This window comes from Palleniella muris (genome assembly GCF_004792655.1).
GTDB classification, from domain to species: domain Bacteria; phylum Bacteroidota; class Bacteroidia; order Bacteroidales; family Bacteroidaceae; genus Prevotella; species Prevotella muris_A.
Genome location: NZ_SRZC01000012.1, coordinates 45251 through 65714, shown reverse-complemented (window position 1 = coordinate 65714; position 20464 = coordinate 45251). Strand labels below are relative to the sequence as shown.

Genomic DNA, 20464 nt, shown 5'->3' with positions numbered 1-20464 from the left:
GCAGTTGGGCTTGTTCCGAACTGTCGAGATATAGTTGGTCTTATGCAAAGATATGTAATTTTCTTGTAATTACCAAAATAAATTCATTGTTTGTTAGAAATATAGAGATAAAATAACGTATTTTTTGTCAGTTTTTGCTTAATAACTAAGAATGATGAAAAAGTATTTAGCAGAAATGGTTGGCACAATGGTGCTTGTGCTGATTGGTTGCGGTGATGCTGCCGGAGTTATGGCGACATCGTTTGCCTTTGGTCTCTCTGTTGTCGCTATGGCGTATGCTATTGGAGGAATAAGCGGGTGCCATATCAATCCGGCGATTACACTTGGCTGTTTGCTCACCAAACGTATCAGTGCGAAAGATGCTGGCATGTACATGCTGTTCCAGGTTGTCGGTGCCTTCATCGGCTCTGCGATTCTTTGGGTGCTCACTTCAAATTCGGCTGTTGAGGGTACCGGAGCAAACATGTGTCAGGAGGGCATCACTGTAACGTCGGCACTCATTGCGGAAATTGTGTTCACGGCGGTGTTCGTGCTTGTAGTTCTTGGAACAACAGACGAGAAGAAAGGCGCAGGAAACTTTGCGGGATTGGCAATAGGACTTTCACTGGTGCTGGTTCATCTTGTATGCATCCGTTATACAGGTACATCTGTAAATCCGGCACGCTCAATCGCTCCGGCGGTGTTTGAGGGCGGACAGGCATTGTCAGACCTCTGGATATTCATCGTCGGTCCATTCCTCGGTGCTGCCGTTTCCGCAATGGTATGGCGGTGCATCGGTTCGGAAGAGAAATGATTCTCATTCTACGATACAAAATGGGGCTGTCGGCTTTTTATGTTGTCCGGCAGCCCCATTTTGATTGTTGTAACCTTCCTGATTGATTGCCTTTTGATCATTTCACTGCCTGCAAGAGGTGTAAGGATGGAAAAAGAAATAATATTAATATGATGCGTAAAAACATGAAAATCCTTGCATTTTTCAGAAAAAAGCATTATCTTTGCAACAACTTTACCAATGCTCTTGCCTTGACAGCATGGTTGGAATCTTTATGATTGGATGCCTTTGATGCATGTAGAGGTCGGAGAAGAAAGCTAATAACAAACTAAAAAACCTAAGAGAAAGTATGATTGATCTTGTTATCGGAAATGTCCCTCTTGACTGGGCTTTATGGATAGTAGTGGGTGTTGCTTTCCTTATTATCGAGTTGCTCACAGGCACGTTGTACGTCTTTTGCTTTGCCTGCGGAGCACTGTTGAGTTTCCTTGTGTCATTCTTTACGGACAGTTTTGTTGCGCAGTTGTCGGCGTTTGCCTTTGCCACGGCAGTGAGCATCTTCCTTATCCGCCCTATAATAAAGAAATATCTCCACCCGAAAGAGAATGAGAAAGTGAGCAATGCAGATGCACTGTTGGGCAAGGAAGGGCGCGTAAGCGAGCAGATTACCGGCACAGGCTACGGCAGAGTGGCGATAGACGGTGATGACTGGAAAGCGCAGTCGCAGGACGGCATGACTATTCCTGTAGGCAGTAGGGTGAAGGTGGTCTCCCGTGACAGCATAATCATAACTGTTGCTCCATTGTAAGAAACTTTTATTGCCCGTGACCATACTGGGCGGAATCATAACCAAAAACATTATAATAATATGGTAGGAATCTATGTTATCGTAGCCATCGTAATCCTGGTGGCTCTTTTTGCCAAGAACGCACTTGTCATTGTGCCGCAGTCAGAAACCCGCATCATCGAGCGTCTCGGCAAGTATTTCGCCACACTCTCACCGGGTGTGAATGTCATCATCCCGTTCATTGACCGTGCAAAACCGATCATTGCGTTGCGCCGGGGACGCTATATCTACTCGTCTACCATCGACCTCCGTGAGCAGGTTTATGACTTTGACCGTCAGAATGTAATCACGAAGGATAACATACAGATGCAGATTAATGCACTTTTGTATTTCCAGATTGTTGACCCGTTCAAGGCTGTCTACGAGATTGACAACCTGCCAAACGCCATTGAGAAGCTGACGCAGACAACATTGCGAAATATCATCGGTGAACTGGAACTTGACCAGACACTGACATCACGCGACACAATCAACACTAAGCTCCGCGCCGTCCTTGATGACGCAACAAACAAGTGGGGCGTGAAAGTCAATCGCGTGGAGTTGCAGGACATCATGCCGCCGGAGTCTGTGCTTCAGGCTATGGAGAAGCAGATGCAGGCTGAGCGTAACAAGCGTGCCACAATCCTTAATTCCGAGGCTGACAAGCAGCAGGCTATCCTCCATGCCGAGGGTGACAAACTGGCTATCATCAATCGTGCTGAGGCTGACAAGCAACAGGCTATCCTGCGTGCCGAGGGTGAGGCACAGGCACGCATCCGCAAGGCAGAAGCAGAGGCCATCGCCATACAGAAAATTACCGAGGCTGTGGGGCAGAGTACCAATCCTGCCAACTATCTCCTTGCTCAGAAGTACATACAGATGATGGAGGAGCTTGCGCAGGGTGACAAGACAAAGACTGTTTATCTGCCTTACGAAGCAACTAATGTCCTCGGTTCCATCGGTGGAATCAAGGAATTGTTCAAGGAAGGCAAGTAAAGCATATCTGAAATCCTTACGCTGTTACTTGCTTAACGGTGTTGAAGGCAGAAGTATAATACAGAATAAATGTGCAGAACCGTCGTCATTTCGGTTCTGCACATTGTTTTTCTTCGTTGTTGGACTTGTCCTTCTTCATTATTAAAACATCCTCTATACGTTATTGGAAATACCTCTTTTTGTTGTTAAGAAAATGTAATTATTCTCCTATAACCCCAATATGGTTTTGCAGTCTGCCATTTTCTTCGTACCTTTGTGTCCACTTTCGCGCCTGTGGCGAAATTGGTAGACGCGCCAGACTTAGGATCTGGTGTTTTGCGACGTGTAGGTTCGAGTCCTATCAGGCGCACTGTGTAAAATCGTAAGTGTCTAAATTATAGATATTTACGATTTTTCTTTTAAGCAAATTGGTGACTTTTTGGTGACTTAATCAAAGTCTAATTGCTTTTGACACATAAAAAGCGGCTGCAAATCTCCCGACTTACAACCGCCACATTAAATATTCATTGCAAAGGTACAAATTTTCTGTGAGACTACAAAACAAACAAAATGCAAGCAATCTGCAAAATGTGTGTAGTATCCGTTAAAATTCCCTATCTGCTTTTTACCGGTGTTGAGGCTGACACCCCGCCCCCTGTTTTCGTGCGCTAATATTAAATGCTACCTTCAAAAATATTTTTTTCTTTTTTCAAAAAAGGGGAGCAACCCAAACAAAGTGAGTCACTCCCCAAACAATAGATATGGAAAACAGATTATTTTCTTTTCTTGATGTTGGTTTGATAAATGGCGGTGGGGTTGGCAAAATACTCTTCACCACTGAACTCTATCATGCCAATAAACCGCTGCCACATCCCCACGGCGGCAAATGTGCATCCTGCGGCCTTTATGTCCTGTTCGAATGTGTTGAGGCTGTCGGCTATCTCCTGCGCACGCTGCCAAAGATATTCTGCTTTCGGGTTATTTGAATAGATAGAACACGCCTTAACCAGCTTTTCCTCACACTCTTCATCAAACACACACCGACCGTTATCAACGCGTGTGTAATTCTCCATTTGTGGGCTTATAGCACGCCTTATATGTGTGTGGGCACTCCTGATAACCGTTGCTGTGCCGTCACCATTAAACTTGAAACTTCCCTGTATAGACTTGGGCAAGGTGCTTACATAAGCATCAAAATCCGCACGGGCTTTCTCCTCCTGCCGTGCAATGGTTGTATCAAGGGATGAAAGAAACTCCACTATCTCTGCATCCGTGGAAAGGGTCACTCCCAGCTCTTTCAGGTTCTCCAGCGCATCATTGACAGCCTCAGCGTATTTCTTATTGTAAATTCTCTGATTTTCGACTTTCTTTGTGTCTGTATAAATCTTTTTTTCTGTCATAACTTTAATTTTAAATTTGTGTTGTTTTTCCTTTTAGGACATTTTTCTCTGCGCTTCTTATAAGTTGCAGGTTTTTGGCTTAAAAGGCTGTTAGAAGCAAAAGAAACACTACTTTTGCAGCCCTGCCGTGCGTATAACAGCCTTCGCGCGCCAAATAATGCACTATATGTTCGCGAAATACCCTGTTTTTTTCTTCTCCTCTGTGATATATGGAACACGGTCGAGCGGATAGAACATTGTCAGCTCCGGCACAAAACCGCATATCCAGCTGCCTACACCCATATTACGCCCTTTTTCCAGCTTTATCTGCGCCGTATTGTGTGTATCCACGTTTGCGTATTCTCCGCTGTATTTCCGCCCGTAAAATTCCGGTCTATAAACCATAAGCAATATATCACACGCATCAACTATCTGCGCGCTGTCCCTTACACGGTCTTTGCTCGGTTCTGGGTTTTCAATGTTGCGGTTTAGTTGCGAGAGTGCCACAATGACGATATTCAGGTCTTTGGCGAGGTTTTTCAACTTTCGTGCCGCATCGGCGAGTTGCTGCTCTCGGTTAACTCCCTTGTCGCTGATGCCAAGTATTTGCAGGTAGTCAACGAATACTAAGCGTACACCGAAACGCTTCACTAACCGCCTTATGCTTCCCATGATGTTTTCTAAACGTGAAGTACTACGCTCGTCAATGTACAAAGGTATATCACACAAGCGAGTGGCAGCCTCATCAATTTTTTTTATGTCATGTTCAGCCAACGGTCGCGTTGCTATATCAAGCGACCTGATGCCTGAATGCATAGATATTACGCGCGTACCCAGCTCCTGTGAAGTCATTTCCAGTGAGTAAAAGGTTGTTGGTGTTCCTGTTGAGGCTGCAAATTTCGCGATAGATAGGGCAAAGGCGGTTTTGCCCTGAGATGTGTCACCGGCAATAATCACGAGGTTTCCAAGTCTAAACCTGCCTTTTTCGTCAATATAAGGCCAGCCAGTAGATATGCCGCTTTTCTCCCCTCCTGCGAGATTTTTCTCAACGGTAGAATTTACATCTTTGAGAATGTCCCTAAAACTCCTTACTCCTGCCGGTATACCCTCCTGTAAAGCTCCTTGCAATTTCTCGCGTATCTCATCGGCTGTAACAGTGGGATTCTTTGCCTCGGCGGCAAGTGCTGTACATAGCTGCCATATTTTCCGTTTATCCGATATTTCTCGGAGTTGCAAAGCGTGCTCTCTTACCATGGCGGATGTTGCAACACTCTCGCTAATACATGCAATTTCTATAAATTCAATTTTGCCGGTGAGAATCTGTGCGACGGTGAGCATATCGGCGGTTTTCCCCTCATTGGCGAGTGTTGCGATAGTGGTGTAAATTTCCCTCCACACGGGGCTTTCAAAGTCATCGGTAGATAAAATATCGGAAATCTCGCTGTATGCGTTGCTGTCTATCAGCAAAGCTCCGATAACGCATTTTTCAACTTGAATTTCTACTTTTTCAACCATATACGCAATGTTCTATTAACTGATTTATATTTTTTCTCTGCTCCAACCACATTATCAAGTGCGAGCATTTTCTCATGTACTTTCTGCTCTCCATAGTCCGCGACCAGCTTACCATATTCCTCTTCTGTTAGTGGTGAACGGAACTTAGCAAGCGTTGGGAATTTCTCTCTCAATGCAACAAAGAATTTATTATTTTCTTTGTCGGCGGTAGCCGCCATAATATTATCCTTATCCTTTACTTTACTATACATTACTATACTATTGGTTTTGTCTCGGTTTTGATTTGGTTTCGTTTCGGTTTTGTTTTCTGATTTTCTCGCATTTTGGTTGCCGTTCATTGTAGGCTTCTTTGTCCCTTTCGGACAACCACCCTTAGTCCCATTAAGGAATTTTGTCCATTGCGAATCAATGGTCGCTTTTAGCTGCACCCATAGGATATTTGCCATCGGCGTGGTGAATGTTGGTTCTATTCTATCGAGGGCATAGTCGCAAATGGCCTCGTAAACCTCCAGTCTATCAGATACCGGCAACATATTTAAAGTGTCCTTAAAGCTCCGGTAGAAAGAAAAATACGGTCTATTCTCCATTGCTTTCCCTCCTTTCTTCTTCCTCCAGCATATCGGCGGACTTCACAATACCCGCCAGCTCTCTAACATGATTTCCTATTTTTTCAAACGAATCGCCATCTTTGACCATAAGGCAAAGATTGACAAAGCAGCGTCCTATCATTTCCGCGTGTCTTTTCTTTCTGTTTTCCATATTGCCGCCCTCCTTACTTTTTCAATGAATCTATTTGCGATTGAAAATACACGGGGCGTTTTCCCACGCGCTTAGGAATGAGGTAGCCGTCACGTTCCCACCTCCATAGTGTATTAGTTGATACACCGAGTATTTTTGCAGTTTCCATGGCTGTAAGCTCCTTATCTTCCTTTTCCGGTACAATGTTCTTTGCCTCATCTATAAGCGATAAAGCGAACTCTTTAAGGTCTGTAACCGATACCACAACCTGCAAATTATCAATTCCCGAATTAATTAAATTTTGAATATTATACATTTAAATATAATTTATGGTCTTCAGCTCTCTCCTCCCCACCTTGCCGCCGGTGAGAAAGAAAGAACCTCAACGGGTGGCGGCTTCCACTCGTCTGAGTGCAAAAGTATAAAGAAAATAAAGGGAATGCAAGAAAATAAAAACGGTATTTACGGTTGCGCCGTAAATGCCGTTATTTAAGCGAATTATTTACCGTGAAAATGTCTTGTCTATTTGCAGAGGTTCTTCATTTAATGATTTTACCTCTTTATTGTAGTCGCTTCTGTTTGAGAATTCGAAAACATTAGAAAATGTATTAAAGTTAGGAATATTTATATTTCCATTTTTGAAATAAGCGAGAATCAGCCTCAATGTAGCAATCCTGGACATTTTGTTTTTGTTACCATTTTCGATAATATTTCTTATTTCCGTTATTTGCTCATCTGTAATATTCCACGCACTACAATCAGACTTGCGTTGCTGTCTTTGTCCCTGTTGAACAACGACTGCATTTTCAGCTGGTAAGGCTGTTCCCTCTTGTTCCTCAAACATTGCACCATACCCCGAAAGCAAAGAAAACAAAACCGTCCCCTCGCTGAAAGAATAACAGTACTTCTGTGCTGTCATAGCCAAAAAATTAATAGCCTTAGGAATGTCACCTTTGACAGCAATGAAAATTCTGAATAATGTGTTTCTAATAGTAGCATCCTCCTGAACTTCCCCTTTATGGATATATTCTTTTATTCTTTCCTCAATCGCCGGGTATAAATTATCCAAATTTTGTTTCTCAATGCTCACAAAATCACGCCACGAAAACCCGTCAAGCCTTGCTTGCAGTGAAGCCACCGGCAATTGTGCCAAACATTCATCAAGTTCCGTTCTTGTTTCCACCGACTGAATTTTTCCTATTTTTTCATCTAAACTATCTATGAGCATAGAAAAAGCTATACACGGAAAAGGTATTTGCAGCTTTAGCTCCCCGACTATATTACTTATATCAGAAAGCAAAGTTATATATTTCGTTAAACCGTCCATTTATTTTGTTTTTATGGTTTCTTCTTAATATCACAATTTGTGATTTCAAATTATATTGCCATTATCATGTTTACCTGTTCCTCCGTAAAACCAGCCGCCAGCAACTTCTCGCGCTTATCAGTATCGCCCTTTGTTGCCGTTGGCTTGTCTATCTTAGAAATTACATCTTTCAGTGTTTCCGTCTCAATGTTCCTATATCGAGAAAATGCCCTGCTCCCCTCAACGTGTCCCGACATCTCGCCGATAATATTAGGGTCTGCCACCTGTTTATAAGCGTTCCCCACAAATGTACGCCTGGCAAGATGGGAACTTGCCACCTCGTTTATTGGGCGGTTTTCATTCTCACCTGTGAGAGCATTGCGCACGATAACTTTTCTTGTTATGCCGGCAAGTGTGAATATCTCCTTTATTGCATCGTTGTACTTTTGGGGACTAATGAAAGGAAAAAGCCGTCCTTTCTTGTCAACGCCGTTGTATTTTGCTATAAGGCTTTTTGCTGTGTCCGACAAAGGTATCTTTGCCACTTTGCTTTGCTCACCCTCATCCTTTGTTTTGTGCGGCGCGTAAGTCAGTACATCATCGTGGATATTGCTTGCCGTAAGTTTTACAAGGTCACCAACACGACACCCCACAAAGCAATGAAAAATAAAAATATCCCTCTGATGTTCCAAATGTTTTGTAGGCATCGGCGTTGAGGCAATTATATTGCGTTCCTCCAGCGTTATATAAAACGGCGTGCCGTATTTCTCACAGCCTATCTTTATACCCTCAAACGGTCTGTTTTTAGTGCGTTCAGTCTCCACCAGCCAATGAAAAAACGCTTTTAGTTTCTTCATCAGCTTTATTGTAGCGTTTTCACCCCTGCCCTCTATCAGACCATAACCGGCCTTTATGTTTGCCGGATAGTTTTTCAGAATATTCTCAAATATTTTTGGATATTCCTCGGCCAAATCTTTCTCTGCTCGCAAATAGTCGCGAAAATCTTCTATATCGTCACGTGTCACGGTATGCACATTGAAAGAAAAGTCCTTGCGTTTTTTGTCTGTCTCGCGGATAAAATACTCATACCTTGCCACGGCACGCACCAGCACGCGGAAGCCCTTGGTATGGTCATAGCTGAATTGTTTCTTTACCAAATAGTCCTCGGCAAGCTCGTAAAAAGTCTTATTCTTTTCTTTTTGCTCCTTTGTCAGGTAGTTTTCGGGATGCAGGTGTTTATCCACAACATTTTTCAGCCAATCACCAACCATAACAGATTTATCATTGCCGACCTCTGTTTCAGCTTTGCTTATCGCTGTTATTATTCCATTGAGTTTTTCCAGCTGCTCGGTGTGATACTTGCGTACATCGGGGGCTATGATACGTTTCTTGCTTAGGTCTATACCCTTATCATTGTCAAAAAACACCGGCAACGTGTAAACCTCACTTTTAGCGGTTAGGTGGAACGACTTGCCATCAACTTTTGTGTACGCGGAAAGATAAATTTGTTTTCTGCCCTCGGCATCTGCTTTTGCCTGTAACCTTTTCGTTATTTTCATATTTGAATATTTAATGTTTTATCTATTTGCAAAGGTATCAAAAAAATGTGACCGAAACAAAAATTTTGGTGACTTTTTGGTGACTTTTTGGTGACCTAATTAAAAACAAACGTTATTTCAAGAAAACGAGCAAAAACAAAATATAAAAACAAAGCATTAAATATCAGTATCTTATAACCGTGTGCGTATTTTACCCGATTTTATACGTTTTCATATATTGTGTGCCTATCAGGCGCACAAAGAAGAGTCCTTGCAGTACATTTGTACGGTGAGGACTCTTTCGTTTTATATGGGAATATGTTTGCTTTTCGCCATAAAAAAGGAGGATTTTACAAAAAAAATTTATAATTTTGCACCTGATAGTTTATAATCGATAAAACGAAAGTGATATGCCACAGTATAAAGAACAGGAGGGGACAGGCTCAAAGACAAGAGTGAAGGATGAGGAACCGGATATGTATGATGTCGTGATGCTTAACGACGACTTCACGACAATGGATTTTGTCGTGGAAGTGTTGCGGACGGTTTTCTTCCACAACCAGCCTGCTGCGGAGCGGATAATGCTTGCCATACATAAGAAAGGACAGAGCGTTGTCGGCACATACACTCTTGACATTGCAGAGTCAAAGCAGCATAAGGCCATGCAAATGGCGCAGGCGGAGGGTTTTCCGCTGCGCGTTAAGGTACAACCTCATAAAGGATAGAAGATGCTAATCATAGAAAATTCCACAGAACTGCTTCAGGAAGCCCTGAGCGAAGCAGAAGCTTTTGCGCAGGAATCACGCCATGAATTCCTTACTCCAGAGCATCTGCTGTGGGCTGTTGCGCAGCAGGAACAGTTCCAAAAGGCATGCCCTGACAGTGAAGAATGCAAAAGGGCACAGGATAGTCTGCAAGAATATCTGGAGAAATATTTGCCGGTTGTTCCTGACGATATGGACTGTCAGGTTGCTCCTTCGCAGCACCTTGGCAAAGTGGTGAATGCCGCCTTCGTGGCTCTTGAAGGTGCTTACGGAAGGCTTCTTGATGTTACGCATGTCATTCAAGTGATGATGATGCAAGAAGACTCTTATTGCAGCAAGATTCTTGCACAGATTCATGGCGGCAACAAAGGGCTTTTCATGTCGCACCTTGTGACGGAATACGAGTCAGAGGGCATAGAGGAAAAGCATGAAGAAGGAGCAGACACACCGGAAAAGAAAGGCGAATGGGAGAAATATGTCACTTGCCTGAATGACAACGTTGATTGTTACAATCCTTTGGTGGGGCGCAAGGAAGAACTGGAGCGCACTGTCCAGATTCTCAGCCGTAAGGATAAGAACAACCCTCTGCATGTGGGCGAACCCGGAGTAGGCAAGACGGCAATCGCCTATGGTCTTGCTGCAATGATAGAAAACGAGGAAGTGCCGGAATGCATAGCCGGCAGCAGGGTTTACGCCCTTGACTTAGGCGCGCTCATTGCCGGCACAAGCTATCGTGGAGAGTTCGAGAAACGTTTGAAGAGTGTGCTTGACGGTGTTGAGGAAACCGGCAATGCCATACTGTACATTGACGAGATTCACAACATCATCGGTGCCGGAAGGATGGACCAAGGTTCGCTGGACGCGGGGAACATCATGAAACCTTATCTTGCCGACGGCACTGTGCGTGTCATCGGTGCGACGACTTACGAGGAATACAACAAGAACTTTATCCGTGACAAGGCTTTCAGTCGAAGGTTTGAAATGGTGCCAATCCTTGAGCCGTCCATTGACGATTGCGTGGAAATCCTTAACGGCATAAAGGGCAGATACGAGGATTTCCACCATGTGGCGTTCACAGACGAGGCTATAAAGTATGCCGTCACGGCGTCTGCAAAGTTCATCACAGGACGCTATCTTCCTGACAAAGCTGTCGACCTTTTGGACGAAGCCGGCGCATGGAGAAAGCTGCATCCTACGCAGGATGCTGTCCAAACCGTTGACAAAAAGCTTGTTGCGGAGGTGCTGGCAAAGATATGCAAGGTGGACATACTTGCCGAGGACAAGGACGATTTGCAACGCCTTGTCGATTTGGATAAGAGAATCAAGGCGCAGATATTCGGTCAGGACAAGGCTGTCCGGGAGGTTTCCGAGGCGGTGCAGATGGCAGGCACGGGACTGATTGACGACAACAAACCAATGGGAAGCCTGCTCTTTGTCGGACCTACCGGTGTCGGAAAAACAGAGGTTGCCAAGGTTCTTGCAGCAGAATTGGGTGTGCCGCTTATCCGCTTTGACATGAGTGAGTATGCCGAAAAGCATACTGTCGCCAAACTAATCGGTTCGCCTGCAGGATATGTCGGCTACGATGACGGCGGTCTGCTGACAGACGCCATACGCAAGACTCCCCACTGTGTCCTGCTCCTTGACGAGCTGGAGAAGGCTCATCAGAACATTTACAACATACTCCTGCAGGTCATGGACTACGCCATGCTTACCAACAACAAAGGTCAGAAAGCAGATTTCCGACACGCCGTAATCATCATGACCACCAATGCCGGTGCGCAGTTTGCCAAGCAGTCGATAGGTTTTGCCAACACATCCACCGCCGGCAGCGTGATGATGAAGAGCGTGAAGAGGACTTTCAAGCCTGAATTCCTCAACCGTCTGACAGCAATAACCGTCTTCAACGACATGGACAGAAGTATGGCGGAGCGCATCCTTGAAAAGAAGCTGCAGCACTTGTCCGACAAACTGAAGGCGAAAAACATCACTCTGCGATTGTCCGACGAAGCGAAACAGCTGTTGCTTGAAAAAGGATTCTCGGCAGAATATGGCGGCAGGGAGATAGACCGCGTCATCACTTCGATGCTGAAACCGTTGCTCATGCGCAGCATTCTGAGGGGAGAAACCATGAATGGCAATGTCGTGGAGGTCATTGTCGAAGACTCAAATCTTAAAATAAAAGCGTAATTCCTGACATGGCGGCGACAGAATACTATTATGTAGAAGTGCAGGGAAAGATAGTCTTTCTGCTGGATGATGACGACAAATCCTTCCCGGACCCATTGTCCGTTCCTATGAAGGACAGACTTCCGGACGGATTGTTCGCTGTGGGCAGTGACCTCAGCCCAGAGCGTCTTGTCGAGGCTTATTCACAAGGAATATTCCCATGGGCGGCATTCCGTCTCAACGAACTGCATTGGTACTGCCCTATGGACAGGTTTGTCATCTTTCCGGAGGAGATTCATGTCTCGCACTCCATGCGCACATTGCTGAACAAGGGCAAGTACACTGTCACAATGGACAAGTGTTTCCGCGAGGTCATCGAGCATTGTTCGCAGCTCCGTATAGATGAGGAGGGAGCCTGGTTGGGACCACAAATGGTTGAGGCATACACGAAATTGCATGAGCAGGGTGTCACGCACAGTGTGGAAGTGTGGGACATGGACGGCAAACTTGCAGGCGGGCTGTATGGCGTTTACCTTAACGGCGGATTCTTTGGCGAGAGCATGTTCTCCCTTGTGCCGAGTGCATCGAAGATAGCACTGGTTCACTTGGCGGAGCATCTAAAGGAGCATGGCGGCAAACTGATAGACTGCCAGTTTGAGACACCGCACCTGAAATCCATGGGCGGACGGCACATCTCCTACGAAGAGTATATGGACATTTTGTGGAGATAACCTTTCTTTTATTCCTGGTGTCCGGCAAAACACAATGCTTCTCTGATTGTGTACATGACTATCAGGATGCTTCTGTGCAGAGAACCGCGTTAGCGGTTCTCAAGACAAGTCTCTCTTGAAGGAAAAAACTCATAAGATATAATATATAAGAGCTTCACTGCCTATCTTTGTTTTTTAGCGGGCATCAATATTCTTTTATGCCAACAAAGAGACTTTGCCAAAACAGGCATTGTCTCTTTGTTCGTAAAAAAAATCACCTTATCGTGTAGTTTTTCGCCTGAAACGAATACTAACGATTGAAAGCTGAACAAAAAAACAACAGAAAAATGAAACAGAACGAAAAAGAGTTCATGCAGATGGTCAGGGCGAACAAAAGCACCATCTACACCGTCTGCTATATGTTCTCCAAAGACAGCGACGAGGTGGACGACCTCTTTCAGGAGATTCTCGTCAATCTCTGGCAGGGCTATTCGCGCTTCGAAGGGAGAAGCAACATCAAGACTTGGGTCTACCGTGTCAGCCTGAATGTCTGCATCACCCTCGACAAGAAGAAAAAGCGGAAGCGCGCCGTGGAGGGTGTGCTTAGTGGTGTAAGCCCTTTCGATGACACTGACAGCAACGCCCGGCAGATGGAAATGCTGCGCAAGAGAATCGCCAAGCTCGGTCCGTTTGACCGTGCCATAATCCTCCTTTGGCTTGAAAACATGAGCTACGAAGAGATTGGCGATGTCGTGGGTATCACAGCCAAGAATGTGTCGGTAAGGCTTTTCCGCATAAAGGAGGAGTTGAAAAGGATGAATTCACAGGGTAATGAATGTTAAACAACTAAAAGACAAATGATTATGAATACCAATACAACTGACGAACTGGAGATGATGCGCAAGGAACTTTCCGCATTCAAGGAAAAACTTGACAAGCAGGTGACCGTGGGCGACAAGATGCTGCGCAAGGCGATGCACTCGAAAATCATGTGGATACGCAATTGCAATGTCTACATCACCGTGGCAGGGCTCCTCATGCTTCCATTGGTTGCAGCAGCCGTCTATTCATTTTCTCATTCACTGTTCCTGACGACGACCCTCTGCATTGGTGCGATAGCCGAAGCCGTCTACAATGTGATTAACACGCGTGGGATGAAAGACCTTTCGACGGGTGACCTCCTTGCCACAAGCCGCCGCATGCTCCGCTTCAAGCGCAACGAGAAACTTGCCATGGCGATAGAGGTGCCGGCACTGCTTCTTTGGCTGGCTTTGCTGACTTCCACCATGTTCCGGAACCATTCCGGCAATGCGCAGATGCTCTCAAACATCTATGTGATGTTGGTAGGTTTCGCCCTCGGCTTAGTGTTTTTTGCATGGATGTTCCGCAAGGAAATGCGGCTCATCAACGAGACTGTCAAGGAGGTAGAGGAGTTCACGGAACAATGATTCCGCATTTCCTGGAAACACTTGGTCTTGCGCACGGAAAGGACTCCGGACAGCGCATGCCGGGAGTGGTGAAACGAAAGGTAACACTTCGTGTTGTGAGGGGTAACGCTTTATAGTGTAAAAGGTAACGCTTTGCACGGTAAAGCGTTACCTTTTGCCTTGCTCATCGTATCTTGCTGAATAATAGGCTGATAGCTTCCGCTAAAATACAAAAAACGTTAAGAATGGACAGGAGGAAGAAAATACCGGACAGAAGGCACGGTTTTTCACGGATTAATATATACCTTTGTAGTGAAACTATTATGAAAAAACGAAAAAAATGACTAAAGGATTGAACTTCATAGCGATAGATTTTGAGACGGCGACAGGCAAGCGCGCTTCGGTGTGCGAGGTGGGCATCTGTGTTGTGCGTGACGGCGAGGTTGCAGAAACGCGCTCATGGCTTGTGCAGCCGGAGGACAACCAATACAGTTATTGGAACATTAAGTGTCACGGCATTCGTCCGGAAGACACCGCCGACAGCCCTTCTTTCCCGGAGGTTTGGGAAGAGATCGAGCGTCTGTACCTTGACGAGTTTGACACGTTTGTGGCGCACAATGCTCCCTTCGATCGCAGCTGTCTGGAGCATTCCGCCAGGCTTTACCACCTCCATTTGCCTGACCTGAAATGGCACTGCTCACTGAAAACAGCCAGGCAGATGTACGCCTTTGGTTGCAATACGCTGGGCTATCTTTGTGAGCAGTTCGGTATTCCTGAAGGTACTCACCACCGTGCCGGAGATGACGCGGAGATGTGCGCACGCTTGTATTTGAGGGAAATGGAAGATGGCGGTTTGTTCCGGCCTTGATGGTGAATGGTGGGATTGCCGCACATGACAGGGTGTCTTTATCGATTCATTGCAATGTGGTGACAGAGATATTGCCGGTTACGGGTCGGTGATGCTGCCGGTCGGTGATGCTTTCCTTACTATTGCGATTCATAATGGTGGGACATGGATGGCACATGCCTTGACATTTTGGAAAAGAATATGGAGAATAATTCTGCGGGCATTCCTTTCTGTTGGGAATGGCCTGCCGATGTGTCTCTCCGTATCTGAAGTTTGTGGGATGAAAAAAGCCTTTCACCTGTTTGCTGCAAGTGAAAGGCTTCTCTTTTGCCGCCGCCGATGCTGTCCTTCTCTAACCGTGTCTCAATAAAAATAGCCTACGGCAATCATAGGGGCGATATTCCATTTCCGGCCGACATATATGGCATTTACTGACGGGGTGAGTGTCCAGCGCTTGGAGCGCAGGTCTGCCCCGATGCCAAATACGGCGGCTATGCCTTTACGGCTGTCGCTGCTTCCAAGGGTTATTCTGCCGTCTTCCACGATAATCCCGCTGCTTTCGTATGGCGGGAGAGGCTCGTATCTGTCATACTCCGCCTTCTTTGCGCCATAGCCTATGAGAGCCTTGACATAGACGTCAAAGAAGCGGTTCCCGGTCTGCAACACTTCATAACCCGGTCCCGTGGCGGCAAGGAGACAGTTGCGCTCGTCATGGATACTGAACGGGCGTCCTTTCTGCATGACATCCTTATTGCCGCTGTGCGAGCCCCAATGGCCGTTTATTTCCCAGAACAGGCGTTCGGAAGTGTAGAAACGCGCGCTGATGTCAAAGGCTATGCCCTGCGGAGAGTAGGCGTCAGGCATGTGTTCATAGCCGGCTCCTATGGTGAAGAGCATGCCGCCGTCTTTCCATGATGTCTCCTGCGCCACGGCGTTCAGTGAGGAGAGTGACAGGAAGGCTGTCAGCAGCAGGTGCCGTATGCCGGTATGTATGCCGTGTTGGGTCATTTTCCTTGAGGGGTATATTGCTCGGTTATGGTCTTGAAGTCGAAGGCGTCAATCTCCTTTGTCTTTATTTTCTCACAGAGAGCAGGGTCGTCGGCGAGGAATTTCTGCCATTGCTTGCGCATGTGGGAGCGGCTTGAGGTGTTGCGTCCGAAATGTATGGGACAGTCGTCTCCCTTCCTCTGCAGGCAATACTGTATGCCGGTATCTCTGCTGTAGGTGATGATGAGCGCGCCGTCTTTTGCCAGACTGTAGGTGTTGCCGTAGGCTGTCACGATGAGGTTGTCGCCCACGCTGTTGAGTATCTGCCAGCTCTTGTAGGTGCGGAACTTAAGCTCGCCTTTCTTCGTGTAAGGGATTTTGTAGTCGGTATAGACGAGAGTCTGCTGTTTCTCCGGCTTCCCCTTGCGTGAGAGTGTCATGTATCTGATGGTCTCACTCTTTATCTTCTGCCTTCCCTCGGCGGTCTTTATGCTTATTGTCTTGGCGCCGGAAGGAAGATTTGACGATCTCTGTCCGCCTATCTGCCCTGATATGATGCGGTTATCCACGGTGGTTATTTCCGTTTCGTAGAATGTTGTGCCGGCAATGACAGCCTCCGCTATCTGGCATGACGGTAGAGTGGTGAGGCACAATGCGGCAATGGCGGCAAGTGCTGAGAGGAATGTTGTTTTTGCTTTCATACTGTTGGATTTTTTCTCAGTGGCAAAGTTATTGCCTGAAAACAAAACAACTCTCAACAAATGTTGAGAGTTGCACGTTATGGGAGAAAAAGTTTATGATGTATGTTGCTCAGAGCGACAGGGCTTTGATATAGGAAAAATCACCCCCCCTCATTGAATGTCAGCGACTTGCGTATGCGGCTGAGGTGTGTCGGCGTTATCTGCAGGTATGATGCCATCTCCTTCAGCGATATGTTCTGCAGGATGTCGGGATGCCGTTTCAGCAGTTCCCGGTAGCGTTCCTCTGGTGTGAGGCGGACGATGTCAGTGTAGGTGGTGTATGCCTGCTTGAACAGCGCCTCTGCCATGGCATGCCTCATGGCCGGCATGGAGAGGAGCATTTTCCTTACAATCTCTATGGGGACAAGGACAGCTTCCGTATCCACGGCGGCAATGATGTTTGTCCTGACCGGAGTCTTGTCAATGATGTTGAGGAAATCTCCCACGAGTGTACCGCTGAATGAGAATCCTGTGATGCGCTCGTTGCCGTCAGTGTCTGCCACGGTGTATTTGAAATATCCTTTCTTTACAATGCCGGCATATTTCAGCCGCTTGGCATCGGCTCTCGGAATGGTGAGGGACTCACCTTTGCGCAGGCGGTGGAGAGTGCCGTGTTCCGCGCATATCTGTTGCCAGAAACTCATGTCTATGGCATCAATGTAGGAGTTGAAGTTTGCCATGGCTGCGGGTTATGGGGTGGATAGGGTGTGTGTTGAGACGGTGTGGATGTCAGACGGGGCATGCGGTCTGTGGCGCGTTATGGCCGGAGTGGTGACGTTACGGTCAGTAGCTCCGGATATTCAGTCTGTATTTTCTTAGGCATTTTCTTCACGACCTCCGCATAGCTGTGGCGTATCATGTCGGTGATGAGGCTGTCGGGAAGTGTGCCGAAGATGTTAATCTGATTCCAGTATTTCTTGTTCATGTGCCATGCTGCCTGTATCTCGTGGTGGTTCTCACGCAGTTGGAGTGCCAGGTCAGGGTGGCATTTCAGTACGAACCATTCCGGATTGCTGAGGCTTATCATTGCGAAAATCTTGTCCATGACGCGGAAGGCAAGCGCATCCTCGTCGAATGGAAAGTCTTCGTAAGTCTGTGGGAGAGAGAGGCAGTAATTCCTTATTTGTTCGATGTCCATGGTTGTTGATGGGGTTACAGGATTGTGTATTGTACGCCTACTGCAAGGCATATTATGTCTTTGAGTGGTATTGTCTTGCTCAGGATTCTCTGGCGGACATAGAGGTCGCAGGTGGACACTTCATAGTAGAGGGATATTTTCTTTGCAAGAAACCGCTTGTGTGCAGGTACAAGGAATGTCACTTTCTGTCCTATGCCGAGGTGGAAGCGTATCCTGCTTGAGAATCCGTAATAGCCTTTAGGGTAGCGGTCGGGTTCCTTTGTCCAGAATTCGTCACTGAGTATGGAGTTCAGGAACAGTGTTCCGTAGAGTGGCTCGATAGTCCATTTCTTGCCTATCGGCAGGCTCCATGGGGTGTACACCTGCTTGACGGTGAATGACCAATAGGATGAGGGAGTGTGGTTTTTCGGGAGATAGCCAAGGAAAACATGCGTTCCCCATTGTCCGCGCTTGCCGTAGCACCAGCCGATGCCGGCGGAAACCATGCCGATGTCTCCTGCATACTGCAGGGAGAATCTGTTTGGAATCAATGCTGCCCATTGTTTCTTATACCAATTCGTGCGTTTCTCGTAATTCCGGTATTTCCTTTGGACGTCTGTTATGCTGTCACCGCAAGCTGTTTGTGCAGAATCAGCCGTTATGGCCAGAGTGTCTGTCTGTGCGTTTGCTGTCCCTAAGGATGTGAAAAGCAGTATTGCGGGCAGCAGTTTAGAAATCAATCTTCTCAAAGTCATATCCGTCTTTCCTTATTTTAAATACATAATAGGCACGCTCCTTGATGTTTGTGCAGCCGTAATAGATGATGCCGTTGCTGAAGATGTCGCTGACATCATCGCAGTGGTTGTGGCCGTTGACGCAGAAAAGTCCGGGATATTGCGTCATATATAGGTTGAAGACCTTTGCCACATTATTGTTGAACTGCTCGTCGCCGGGGCGTGAGTGCATCACGGCTATCGTGCGTTTTATGGAATCTTTCTCGGCATTGAGACCTTTGAGGGTCTCGATGTCCTGCTCGATGAAGTTGAAGTCCGGCACAGGATGTGAGTAGTCGTATTCTAAGGCAACGGTGTTGAGGCATACGAAATGGATGTAACCGGCGTTGAATGTGAAATTCGGAGTACCGTAGATGTACTCGAAAGTGTGCTCGCCGTTGCCAAGGCAGTCGTGGTTGCCTATCACTGAGACATAAGGCAGTCCTGAGGCTTCAAGCTGGTCTCTGCACCACATGAACTCTTTCGGCAGCCCGAAGTCGGTCTGGTCGCCGCCATGGACAATGAAATCAATGTCGCCACGCTCCCGTATCAGCCTTATGGCGTCCTGCATGTTTGTGTTGCTGCCCTGCGTGTCGGTGATGAATGCGAAGGTTATCTCTTCCTTATCCTTGCACAGACGCTCAATCTGCTCAATGCTGGTAGCGTGTATGTTTGTCCTTCCCTCAAACTTTGTGCTGTATGGGTGGTATTCAAACATGTCACATCCCGACATGAAGAAAACAGTGAGCATCCCAATGACAGTATGTTTTATGGTATGTCTGTTCATTCTTTTATTGGTCTGTAAAATTGTTACAAAGGTATTTCATTTGTTCCAACACCACAACTTTTTTAGTGTTTATTTGCAAAAAACAATAGCACCGCATAGGGGAATAGTTCCCGATGCGGTGCTGTGTATGCTCCAAAACGTAAAAATATTTACGGAGAAGAGACGATTATCCGTAGATAATCTTGCCGTTCTCGTCAGTGTTTTCAGGGATGAATGACTTGTTGTACTGCTCCATTCCGCGGAGAGACATACCCATGTTGGAGAATCCGCCGTCATGGAAGAGTGTCTGCATGGTAACCTTCTTTGTGAGGTCGGAGAAGAGTGTGATGCAGTAGTCTGCACAATCGTCTGCTGATGCGTTGCCGAGTGGTGACATACGGTCAGCGAAATCAAGCATACCGTCGAAGCCCTTGATGCCGCCACCTGCTGTGGTGAGGGTAGGGGACTGTGAGATACAGTTGACGCGCACCTGCTTCTCGCGGCCGTAGATGTAGCCGAAAGAGCGTGTGATGGACTCAAGGAGAGCCTTTGCGTCAGCCATGTCGTTATAACCGAAGAATGTGCGGTGGGATGCAACGTAGGTCAGTGCGAGGATAGAACCGCCTTCTGCGATGGCGTCAAGTTTCTTTGCCACCTGCATCATCTTGTGGAAAGACACTGCGGAGATGTCAAGAGTCTTGTCCAGGAAGCCATAGTCGAGGTCATCGTAGGTGCGCTTCTTGCGCATATTTACAGACATTGCGCATGAGTGCAGTACGAAATCTATCTTGCCACCGAGAGCTTTCTGTGCCTCAGTGAAAAGGTTCTCGAGGTCTTCAACGCTTGTTGCGTCGGCAGGGATGACGGCTGCTGCGTGAGTTGTCTTGGCGAGTTCGTCAAGTGTTCCCATGCGGATAGCCACAGCAGTGTTGGTGAGCACAATCTCTGCACCTTCCTCTACGGCACGTTCTGCTACTTTCCAAGCTATGGACTGGTCATTGAGGGCACCGAAGATGATGCCTTTCTTTCCTTTAAGTAAGTTGTACATATTTTCTTTTCTTATGAGTTTGTTATCTTAAAAAATTTCGGCAAAGGTACAAACTTTTTCATTAACA

23 protein-coding genes and 1 tRNA gene are annotated in these 20464 nt (G+C 46.6%); 10 read left to right on the top strand and 14 right to left on the bottom strand.

Features of this window, described 5'->3' with window-relative positions; all coding sequences use genetic code 11:
• Positions 1-154 precede the first annotated feature (154 nt).
• The 4 genes from E5358_RS08440 to E5358_RS08425 all read left to right on the top strand — a co-directional run bounded on the left by E5358_RS08440 (position 155) and on the right by E5358_RS08425 (position 2943).
• Entirely contained in the window at positions 155-793 is a 639-nt protein-coding gene (locus E5358_RS08440) for an MIP/aquaporin family protein (RefSeq protein ID WP_135939765.1), read from the top strand.
• A gap of 328 nt (positions 794-1121) precedes the next feature.
• A complete protein-coding gene (locus tag E5358_RS08435; RefSeq protein WP_135939764.1) occupies positions 1122-1580 on the top strand; it encodes an NfeD family protein in 459 nt (152 codons plus the stop codon).
• Positions 1581-1640: 60 nt separating this feature from the next.
• The gene (locus E5358_RS08430; protein WP_135939763.1) at positions 1641-2594 is read left to right on the top strand and encodes an SPFH domain-containing protein; all 954 of its coding nucleotides are present in this window, start codon (positions 1641-1643) and stop codon (positions 2592-2594) included.
• A 267-nt stretch (positions 2595-2861) separates the two neighbouring features.
• Positions 2862-2943: transfer RNA gene (locus tag E5358_RS08425), tRNA-Leu, on the top strand.
• A 403-nt stretch (positions 2944-3346) separates the two neighbouring features.
• Here the strand turns inward: E5358_RS08425 and E5358_RS08420 are convergent.
• The 7 genes from E5358_RS08420 to E5358_RS08390 form a co-directional block, all read right to left on the bottom strand.
• Positions 3347-3973: a hypothetical protein gene (locus E5358_RS08420; protein WP_135939762.1), complete on the bottom strand. Its 627-nt coding sequence runs from the start codon at positions 3971-3973 to the stop codon at positions 3347-3349.
• Between the two features lie 162 nt (positions 3974-4135).
• Positions 4136-5467 (bottom strand): replicative DNA helicase, encoded by a 1332-nt coding sequence (locus E5358_RS08415; protein ID WP_135939761.1) that lies wholly within the window; start codon positions 5465-5467, stop codon positions 4136-4138.
• Positions 5452-6054: a DUF6291 domain-containing protein gene (locus E5358_RS08410; protein ID WP_135939760.1), complete on the bottom strand. Its 603-nt coding sequence runs from the start codon at positions 6052-6054 to the stop codon at positions 5452-5454. Before E5358_RS08410 ends, E5358_RS08415 begins: the two co-directional genes overlap by 16 nt.
• The gene (locus E5358_RS08405) at positions 6044-6226 is read right to left on the bottom strand and encodes a hypothetical protein (protein ID WP_135939759.1); all 183 of its coding nucleotides are present in this window, start codon (positions 6224-6226) and stop codon (positions 6044-6046) included. The genes E5358_RS08410 and E5358_RS08405 overlap by 11 nt, the downstream gene beginning before the upstream one ends.
• A gap of 13 nt (positions 6227-6239) precedes the next feature.
• On the bottom strand, positions 6240-6521 hold the full coding sequence (locus E5358_RS08400; protein ID WP_135939758.1) for a MerR family transcriptional regulator: 282 nt from the start codon (positions 6519-6521) through the stop codon (positions 6240-6242).
• Between the two features lie 186 nt (positions 6522-6707).
• Positions 6708-7532, bottom strand: a complete 825-nt coding sequence (locus tag E5358_RS08395; RefSeq protein WP_135939757.1) for a hypothetical protein — start codon at positions 7530-7532, stop codon at positions 6708-6710.
• Positions 7533-7582: 50 nt separating this feature from the next.
• The gene (locus tag E5358_RS08390) at positions 7583-9070 is read right to left on the bottom strand and encodes a site-specific integrase (protein WP_135939756.1); all 1488 of its coding nucleotides are present in this window, start codon (positions 9068-9070) and stop codon (positions 7583-7585) included.
• 389 nt (positions 9071-9459) lie between these two features.
• Here E5358_RS08390 and E5358_RS08385 point away from each other — a divergent pair, with 389 nt between their 5' ends.
• The 6 genes from E5358_RS08385 to E5358_RS08360 all read left to right on the top strand — a co-directional run bounded on the left by E5358_RS08385 (position 9460) and on the right by E5358_RS08360 (position 14987).
• Complete coding sequence (locus E5358_RS08385) at positions 9460-9774, top strand: ATP-dependent Clp protease adaptor ClpS (RefSeq protein ID WP_135939755.1); 315 nt, start codon at positions 9460-9462, stop codon at positions 9772-9774.
• 3 nt (positions 9775-9777) lie between these two features.
• Positions 9778-12003: an AAA family ATPase gene (locus E5358_RS08380; RefSeq protein ID WP_135939754.1), complete on the top strand. Its 2226-nt coding sequence runs from the start codon at positions 9778-9780 to the stop codon at positions 12001-12003.
• Between the two features lie 50 nt (positions 12004-12053).
• Positions 12054-12713 (top strand): leucyl/phenylalanyl-tRNA--protein transferase, encoded by a 660-nt coding sequence (gene aat, locus E5358_RS08375; RefSeq protein WP_135939806.1) that lies wholly within the window; start codon positions 12054-12056, stop codon positions 12711-12713.
• A 326-nt stretch (positions 12714-13039) separates the two neighbouring features.
• Entirely contained in the window at positions 13040-13534 is a 495-nt protein-coding gene (locus tag E5358_RS08370) for an RNA polymerase sigma factor (protein WP_135939753.1), read from the top strand.
• A gap of 21 nt (positions 13535-13555) precedes the next feature.
• On the top strand, positions 13556-14140 hold the full coding sequence (locus E5358_RS08365) for a hypothetical protein (RefSeq protein ID WP_135939752.1): 585 nt from the start codon (positions 13556-13558) through the stop codon (positions 14138-14140).
• Between the two features lie 319 nt (positions 14141-14459).
• The gene (locus E5358_RS08360; protein ID WP_135939751.1) at positions 14460-14987 is read left to right on the top strand and encodes a 3'-5' exonuclease; all 528 of its coding nucleotides are present in this window, start codon (positions 14460-14462) and stop codon (positions 14985-14987) included.
• A 342-nt stretch (positions 14988-15329) separates the two neighbouring features.
• Here the strand turns inward: E5358_RS08360 and E5358_RS08355 are convergent, their stop codons facing one another.
• The 7 genes from E5358_RS08355 to E5358_RS08325 all read right to left on the bottom strand — a co-directional run bounded on the left by E5358_RS08355 (position 15330) and on the right by E5358_RS08325 (position 20397).
• On the bottom strand, positions 15330-15974 hold the full coding sequence (locus E5358_RS08355; RefSeq protein WP_135939750.1) for a hypothetical protein: 645 nt from the start codon (positions 15972-15974) through the stop codon (positions 15330-15332).
• Positions 15971-16654, bottom strand: coding sequence for a hypothetical protein (locus tag E5358_RS08350; protein WP_135939749.1), 684 nt, complete (start codon positions 16652-16654; stop codon positions 15971-15973). The genes E5358_RS08355 and E5358_RS08350 overlap by 4 nt, the downstream gene beginning before the upstream one ends.
• Positions 16655-16794: 140 nt before the next feature.
• Positions 16795-17373: a Crp/Fnr family transcriptional regulator gene (locus tag E5358_RS08345; protein ID WP_135939748.1), complete on the bottom strand. Its 579-nt coding sequence runs from the start codon at positions 17371-17373 to the stop codon at positions 16795-16797.
• A 77-nt stretch (positions 17374-17450) separates the two neighbouring features.
• A complete protein-coding gene (locus tag E5358_RS08340) occupies positions 17451-17831 on the bottom strand; it encodes an MmcQ/YjbR family DNA-binding protein (protein WP_135939747.1) in 381 nt (126 codons plus the stop codon).
• Between the two features lie 14 nt (positions 17832-17845).
• Positions 17846-18559: a hypothetical protein gene (locus E5358_RS08335; protein WP_135939746.1), complete on the bottom strand. Its 714-nt coding sequence runs from the start codon at positions 18557-18559 to the stop codon at positions 17846-17848.
• Positions 18540-19370 (bottom strand): metallophosphoesterase family protein, encoded by an 831-nt coding sequence (locus E5358_RS08330; RefSeq protein ID WP_277821226.1) that lies wholly within the window; start codon positions 19368-19370, stop codon positions 18540-18542. The genes E5358_RS08335 and E5358_RS08330 overlap by 20 nt, the downstream gene beginning before the upstream one ends.
• Before the next feature lie 166 nt (positions 19371-19536).
• Positions 19537-20397 carry an enoyl-ACP reductase FabI gene (locus tag E5358_RS08325; RefSeq protein ID WP_135939745.1) on the bottom strand — a complete coding sequence of 287 codons (861 nt, stop codon included), beginning with the start codon at positions 20395-20397 and terminating at the stop codon, positions 19537-19539.
• Positions 20398-20464 lie beyond the last annotated feature (67 nt).

Coding starts and splice junctions, on each gene's coding strand:
- E5358_RS08440 (WP_135939765.1), top strand. CDS start 155: ATGAAAAAGTATTTAGCAGAAATGGTTGGCACAATGGTGCTTGTGCTG.
- E5358_RS08435 (WP_135939764.1), top strand. CDS start 1,122: ATGATTGATCTTGTTATCGGAAATGTCCCTCTTGACTGGGCTTTATGG.
- E5358_RS08430 (WP_135939763.1), top strand. CDS start 1,641: ATGGTAGGAATCTATGTTATCGTAGCCATCGTAATCCTGGTGGCTCTT.
- E5358_RS08420 (WP_135939762.1), bottom strand. CDS start 3,973: ATGACAGAAAAAAAGATTTATACAGACACAAAGAAAGTCGAAAATCAG.
- E5358_RS08415 (WP_135939761.1), bottom strand. CDS start 5,467: ATGGTTGAAAAAGTAGAAATTCAAGTTGAAAAATGCGTTATCGGAGCT.
- E5358_RS08410 (WP_135939760.1), bottom strand. CDS start 6,054: ATGGAGAATAGACCGTATTTTTCTTTCTACCGGAGCTTTAAGGACACT.
- E5358_RS08405 (WP_135939759.1), bottom strand. CDS start 6,226: ATGGAAAACAGAAAGAAAAGACACGCGGAAATGATAGGACGCTGCTTT.
- E5358_RS08400 (WP_135939758.1), bottom strand. CDS start 6,521: ATGTATAATATTCAAAATTTAATTAATTCGGGAATTGATAATTTGCAG.
- E5358_RS08395 (WP_135939757.1), bottom strand. CDS start 7,532: ATGGACGGTTTAACGAAATATATAACTTTGCTTTCTGATATAAGTAAT.
- E5358_RS08390 (WP_135939756.1), bottom strand. CDS start 9,070: ATGAAAATAACGAAAAGGTTACAGGCAAAAGCAGATGCCGAGGGCAGA.
- E5358_RS08385 (WP_135939755.1), top strand. CDS start 9,460: ATGCCACAGTATAAAGAACAGGAGGGGACAGGCTCAAAGACAAGAGTG.
- E5358_RS08380 (WP_135939754.1), top strand. CDS start 9,778: ATGCTAATCATAGAAAATTCCACAGAACTGCTTCAGGAAGCCCTGAGC.
- E5358_RS08370 (WP_135939753.1), top strand. CDS start 13,040: ATGAAACAGAACGAAAAAGAGTTCATGCAGATGGTCAGGGCGAACAAA.
- E5358_RS08365 (WP_135939752.1), top strand. CDS start 13,556: ATGAATACCAATACAACTGACGAACTGGAGATGATGCGCAAGGAACTT.
- E5358_RS08360 (WP_135939751.1), top strand. CDS start 14,460: ATGACTAAAGGATTGAACTTCATAGCGATAGATTTTGAGACGGCGACA.
- E5358_RS08355 (WP_135939750.1), bottom strand. CDS start 15,974: ATGACCCAACACGGCATACATACCGGCATACGGCACCTGCTGCTGACA.
- E5358_RS08350 (WP_135939749.1), bottom strand. CDS start 16,654: ATGAAAGCAAAAACAACATTCCTCTCAGCACTTGCCGCCATTGCCGCA.
- E5358_RS08345 (WP_135939748.1), bottom strand. CDS start 17,373: ATGGCAAACTTCAACTCCTACATTGATGCCATAGACATGAGTTTCTGG.
- E5358_RS08340 (WP_135939747.1), bottom strand. CDS start 17,831: ATGGACATCGAACAAATAAGGAATTACTGCCTCTCTCTCCCACAGACT.
- E5358_RS08330 (WP_277821226.1), bottom strand. CDS start 19,370: ATGAACAGACATACCATAAAACATACTGTCATTGGGATGCTCACTGTT.
- E5358_RS08325 (WP_135939745.1), bottom strand. CDS start 20,397: ATGTACAACTTACTTAAAGGAAAGAAAGGCATCATCTTCGGTGCCCTC.